The sequence below is a fragment of the Shouchella tritolerans genome, from assembly GCF_025770735.1.
GTDB lineage: Bacteria > Bacillota > Bacilli > Bacillales > Bacillaceae_D > Shouchella > Shouchella tritolerans.
Genome location: NZ_JAODPB010000019.1, coordinates 1 through 5,645, shown reverse-complemented (window position 1 = coordinate 5,645; position 5,645 = coordinate 1). Strand labels below are relative to the sequence as shown.

At 37.4% G+C, this 5,645-nt stretch carries 3 protein-coding genes; 1 reads left to right on the top strand and 2 read right to left on the bottom strand.

Annotated features, from left to right (window positions below; translation table 11 throughout):
• Positions 1-1,178: 1,178 nt before the first annotated feature.
• Positions 1,179-2,624: a polysaccharide deacetylase family protein gene (locus N6H06_RS22870; protein WP_263708065.1), complete on the top strand. Its 1,446-nt coding sequence runs from the start codon at positions 1,179-1,181 to the stop codon at positions 2,622-2,624.
• A 407-nt stretch (positions 2,625-3,031) separates the two neighbouring features.
• Here the strand turns inward: N6H06_RS22870 and N6H06_RS22865 are convergent, their stop codons facing one another.
• Both N6H06_RS22865 and N6H06_RS22860 read right to left on the bottom strand, forming a co-directional pair.
• The gene (locus N6H06_RS22865; RefSeq protein ID WP_263708064.1) at positions 3,032-3,259 is read right to left on the bottom strand and encodes a YolD-like family protein; all 228 of its coding nucleotides are present in this window, start codon (positions 3,257-3,259) and stop codon (positions 3,032-3,034) included.
• Positions 3,260-3,833: 574 nt separating this feature from the next.
• Positions 3,834-5,363 carry a glycosyltransferase gene (locus tag N6H06_RS22860; protein ID WP_212953674.1) on the bottom strand — a complete coding sequence of 510 codons (1,530 nt, stop codon included), beginning with the start codon at positions 5,361-5,363 and terminating at the stop codon, positions 3,834-3,836.
• Between the last annotated feature and the right edge of the window lie 282 nt (positions 5,364-5,645).

The following is a 5,645-nucleotide window of genomic DNA, read 5'->3' as shown; positions in this document are numbered from 1 at the left end:
CTGCTTCTACCATCGTATTAAAGTCGAGAATATCACCAACGCCGTTTTCCAGGGTAACTGTATAACTGGAATGTGACATAGGATGTACTCATTCGACAAAACTAGACAGCGTTAAATGCTGCAAATTCAAGGTCGGTAAAGCGATTCCAGAACGTTCACTTGCCAAGAACAGTTGATGGCATTTACGGTTCTAATACTCAAAAGGGGTTGGGCAAGGTTGTCAATTAAAAAAGGCCATGCTACAGCAGGGTTTTTTGTTGGCAGAATATAGGCAGAGATGCATTCACTTTTTCAGTCTATACTAAGGAATGCCTAAATTATTGACTGTTTGTGTCTTTGCTGAATATATACTATTCGTAAGTATTATGGGAGGTACAAAGAATGAAAAGGAACATGTTTGAAGATGCTTCGATTATACTTAACCAACGGACCGCTGATTTTATAAAGAGAAAAAAAGTAATGCTGCTTTTCGGAATTCGATTTGCCAATCTCTATCTCTAAAAGCAACTGAGTTTGAGAAAAGAAAAAATCTCTTCACGATGAATTATCGTTTATTCGTAAAAAATAGCTATCGGCGTTACCACTAAATCATCTTTTTCAAAAATATTAAAAGAACCAAGTAGAATGTCAAGTATGAAAGTAGGCAATTTGTCAAGATCTTTTTAAGGCATATTTGGTAAATTTTTAAATTCTCCATTGACCATCACAGTGTCTGTCTTTCCTCGCCAATCATTTTAACAAGAAAGCGAGCATTTCTTGATAAATTAGGTCTAAAAGAAAGAGAAGCTGTTGAATGTCTTAAATTATCTTCTTTTAGCAAGCCGATTTTTTGTTACCTGCTTTATTAAAACTAGATTAGGGATCAGGACATAAGTATTGAGTTTGTGTAGTTGCTTAAACAATTTGATCGTGGTCATTGAACGCTTACATTTTAAACCCCCTCTCAAAAAACTTCATCAAATGAATTAAGACTCTCTCCATTTTCCATTTTTTTGTTACCGGGAAATCTCAATGCAAATTTAAAATAAAAAAAGGTCTTGAACGGAAAGTGTTTTTTTGTTTAAATTGGATTTTAAAATAAAAAAGGTCTTGAACAGAAATTGTTTTTTGGATTAAATTGAGTAGGGATTTTTTAGCATTCTATTAAACTAATATTTAAAAGGAAATGAGCTTACAATATGATTAGACGTATAAAATTACCAGGTTGGATTATTATTCTCTTGTTACTTGCTGGAATTGTTATTGGGTCAAATAAAGTCTTTGATGAGGTTTTTGGGGAATCTTTTAAACCAAATGAAACAAATGCAAAAATTGTAGATTCTACTGTTTATCCAGGCTTGAACATCGAAACAAAAACAAAAGAAACAGACCTTTATACATCATCAGTCAGTCAACCGTACACAGATAATGAACAGATTAATAAATCCATTAATGAATGGATAGATGAGCAGGAAGAAGAATTCACATCAAGCATAGAAGAATCGAAAAACATGCTTGAGGAAAATGATTTTCGTGCGCATTTAAATATTCAAGTAGAAACAGAAAAAATAGCTGATAAACTCTATACGATTGAAATCCAATCATATCAGATAACAGGTGGAGCAAATGGCATAACCAAAATGAAGTCATTCGTCATGGATTTGAATAAAAACAAATTGCTGCAGATTGATGATGTCTTTCAGCTAAATAAATCTTCCATACAGGATATTCAAGAATTGATTATGAACAAACTACACAGCAATGAGGAAATCAATCTCTATATATTGGATGACGAGGTAGAGAAGGCGTTAAATAATTCAAACAACTGGAAGTGGTCAGTCACCCGGGATAATGTGATATTTTATTTTGATGAGTATGAAATTGCTGCGGGTGCGGTAGGTTCTATAAAAGTGGAAATTCCAATCAAGGAAATCAAGCCCTACTTGAACGAAACATTCGAGAAAAAGTTAAATACAAAACTTACCGAAGAAGAGACCAAAAAAGAAAAACAGTATACAGAGGACTATACGCAACTTGATTCGGATGGGAAATATGTTGCATTGACCTTCGATGATGGCCCACATCCGGAAGTGACACCAAGAATTCTGGATACATTGAAAAAACATGATGTCAAAGCGACATTTTTCATGCTTGGAAGTCAGGTGGAATATTATCCAGAACTGTCCAATAAGGTGATGGAAGCAGGGCATGAAATAGGAAACCATACTATGAATCACCCTGATTTAACTGCCTTAGAATTCAATCAAATTATAGAAGAGATGCAACAATCTAATGATATTATTGAAAAAGCAACTGGCAGGGCAACAACTTTATTTCGTCCGCCTTATGGTGCTTCAAACGGTAATGTGGAACAGATAGCATCAGGCATGGGCAATTCTCTTGTTATGTGGTCAGTCGATTCACTTGATTGGAAAAGTCGTGATGCGGTTGCAGTAAATGAAGAAGTAATGTCTAATGTTTCGCCAGGATCAATTGTATTAATGCACGATATTCATCCTTCAACAGCTGATGCATTGCCGCAATTATTGACCTCACTAGAGGAGCAAGGCTATCAGATGGTAACTGTTTCACAGCTTCTTGAGTTGTGGGATGAAAAAGGTGTCGGGCCACACTACGGTAAATAGAAGAAGGCGCTGAAAATTATAAAAGAGCAAATTACTGTTTCTTGAGTATCATGTATATAAAAGAGCTTGCAGGTATTATGTTGGTCTTCACCATTCTCTTGTGCGGAAACCCGTTGTCTATGCCGCTGAAGTCACCGTGGACTTTTTGGACGTGGGTCAAGGCGATAGCGCCCATGCCGATCACATTAGCTACTCAGACATCATAAATAGAAGAAAAGAGTCCAGACGAAGTGTAGATGCCTGAAATCGAAGCTAACTCGCAGGTTTATGATCGGTTATTGGATACCCTTATTAGAACTAATACACGAATCCAAGAAAAGCGTGCGAAACTAAACACTGGCAACAAAAGCAAGTTTAAAACTTTCCATGCCTCTGCTATGCAGGGGCTTTTTTAGGAGGGTCAAAACTTAAATACGCTGAACGTCATAAATAACCCTCATGTCAATCCACTCTCGGATGGAGTCGTCAGACGGTCCGTATTCAATCCTAATCCTTTTATTTAGCTCATCTACTTTGTAAATGTGACAATCCTTTTCTACGTAGTAGCCATCCTGCCAGTAAGTGAGCCGTACAACCAAGAGCGTCCATGACAACCTTGCCAATCTCACGCCACTGGTCGTCGTCAAGCTCGCCATGCAAAGATACTTTGTCTTCCTGACGTTGCATTTCGATCCGTGCTTACTTATGCTCAGGCAGCATCATCCGACTTCCTTCCCAGAGAAGGTTGCCACGCCAAATTTCTTTTTTAACATCGTCCATACTTTTCATGTAAACACTACTCTGAACTAAAATAAGAACGTTTGTTTGCGTTGTGTGCGAGTGAGTGTCTGTTTAATAGTGGTCATTTCTACCAATAAAAAAGGCGTATGCTTATTAGGCATAGCCTTAAAGTCGTTTGCGTCGCTCGGCAATTAATTGTTCCAGCTCGTCCAAATCTTCTTTTGTGGCACGATTCGGATAAAACTTCTTGCTGCGGAGCGGCCCTTGAGGTAACGAGCGTTCTCCTTAGCCGTATTATAAACAGGACAGCAATCATTTCTGTTTTTGCTGTCCTGTACGTTTGTGGCCGACCTAGCCAGCTTTCTTAAGAACACGAAGCTTTTTTATTTCCTTTCTTGTAATGGCTGGCGCTCTTTAGTAAGTAAAAGCCGTTTCTTTTACTTGAAAGCCGCCTACAAAATTAGGGAATGGATCCATCGTCGGGTTTCTTTATACTTGAATAGAAACAAGACTTTTAAGGACATTCTTCCATTTGCTATATACTACGTCCCCTGTATATTTTTCAATCATGTTTTCTCTGCTTATTTTACTCATTTCCGCCACTACTCCAGGGCTTTCTAATAGGTAAATAATCTTTTCGGCCATCTTTTGTTTGTCATTATCCTCAATAATGTATCCTGTTATACCATTCTTGATAATATCGGAAGCGCCATAGTTAAAGTTGTAAGATACAATCGGCGTTCCGTTCATAAGAGATTCAATTCCTGCTAAAGGCAACCCTTCAAAATCGGATGTTAACATGCTAATACTTGCTTTTTGAAATTCCTTTGGGATATTACTCGAATATCCTTCTAGGAAGACATTATTCTCTAGTTTTAACTGTTTAATAAGTTTCCGTAGGTTTTCTTCTTCAACGCCTTTTCCGAAAATGGATAAAGTAGCTTCTGGAAGTTGTTTAACAACGAGTGAGAAGACATGCAAGGCTTCATCTAATCGTTTTTCTTTCTCTAGTCGTGTAACCATAATCACTTTGAGGGGGGTTCTGGCTTCCTTAAAGAGCTCTGGTACTGAGAGAGGATTAGGAATGACGTAAATATTATCCTCACCTGGAAAGGTTGCTAATATATCTTGTTTTTGTTTTTCGGTTAAAACCACTAGGCCGTCAAGTGATTGTCTGTTTTCAAAAACTGATTTGTACTTAGCCTGCACAGGACTTCCAGACGTATAAGGAGCCTCAAGATGGTTACTATGGATAGTAAAAAACCGCAAGGCATGGTCAGGGTTAATGGCTGCAACTTTTGTGCCGCAATTTTGCCCATGGGCGATGAAAATTGGTTTTGTTTCATTTGCGGCTTCATTGGCAGCCAGTTCATTTAACCAATGTCGATCAAAGGCTTTGGCGCCTTTAAAAGCATAAACTTTTTCATCTTGACGGTTAAACAAATAAAATTCCCCAGAAACGCCTTTCTTCTTAAAATGCCTCGTCGCATAACAGAAATCATCATTTGTATAGAAAGACTCTTGGATCGGGTGTCCGTCTTGGTTAAACCATACTTTTCTATCGACAAATCCTTGTTCATTAAAGTTTACTTCTAAATAAGGTTGATTTCCAAATTCAAAATAACGAACAGCCGTTAATCTGGCGTCATTATACGTTTTCACTTTTTTTAATGTTCCATTCACAAAGCAATAGCGTTTATTATCGCTCTCATAAAAAAAGGCTACGTCTTCATTCGCTTCTGCTTCATATAAAGCAGTAGTGGGTTTTGAATCAGGCAGTGTGTTCTGATTTCTATAATACTCAAATTTGTTTAAGTGCTCTAGGCTGGGATAAACTCTCCCCATATCCGTTAGCTCTTTAAAAATAGATTGATAATTAGGCTGATAATCAAATGTAGTAACGGTGACCTTATGGCCATTGTCCAAAAACAACTTTGATTGGTTAAATGTGGCAATAGTTAAACCGCCAGAATCAGGCTGGATGTTATGAGTAACTAAAAAGAAGTGTAACTTGTCCATTTTAATCCTCCTCGAAACCAAGCTTACCATACTTTTCTCCTAGTTTCAGTAATAACCCTTACGGGGGATTAATGGCATGCAAACCGATAGAAGATTAAAGCTTAGACGAAGCGAAACATACAGTTGCTTCAAAATAAGAAAAAGCCCCGTTGCTTGGTGCTGCACCCCAAATGTTAGAGTAAAAATCTAGCATTTGGGGTGTTTTTCTGTGGCAAAATATAGTGACGAATTTAAACTGAAAATCATTAAAGAATATGTAGAAGGATACCTGGGGTATCAATT

Excerpts from the sequence above, each read along its gene's own strand:
- N6H06_RS22870 (WP_263708065.1), top strand. The coding sequence starts at position 1,179 with ATGATTAGACGTATAAAATTACCAGGTTGGATTATTATTCTCTTGTTA.
- N6H06_RS22865 (WP_263708064.1), bottom strand. The coding sequence starts at position 3,259 with ATGGCGAGCTTGACGACGACCAGTGGCGTGAGATTGGCAAGGTTGTCA.
- N6H06_RS22860 (WP_212953674.1), bottom strand. The coding sequence starts at position 5,363 with ATGGACAAGTTACACTTCTTTTTAGTTACTCATAACATCCAGCCTGAT.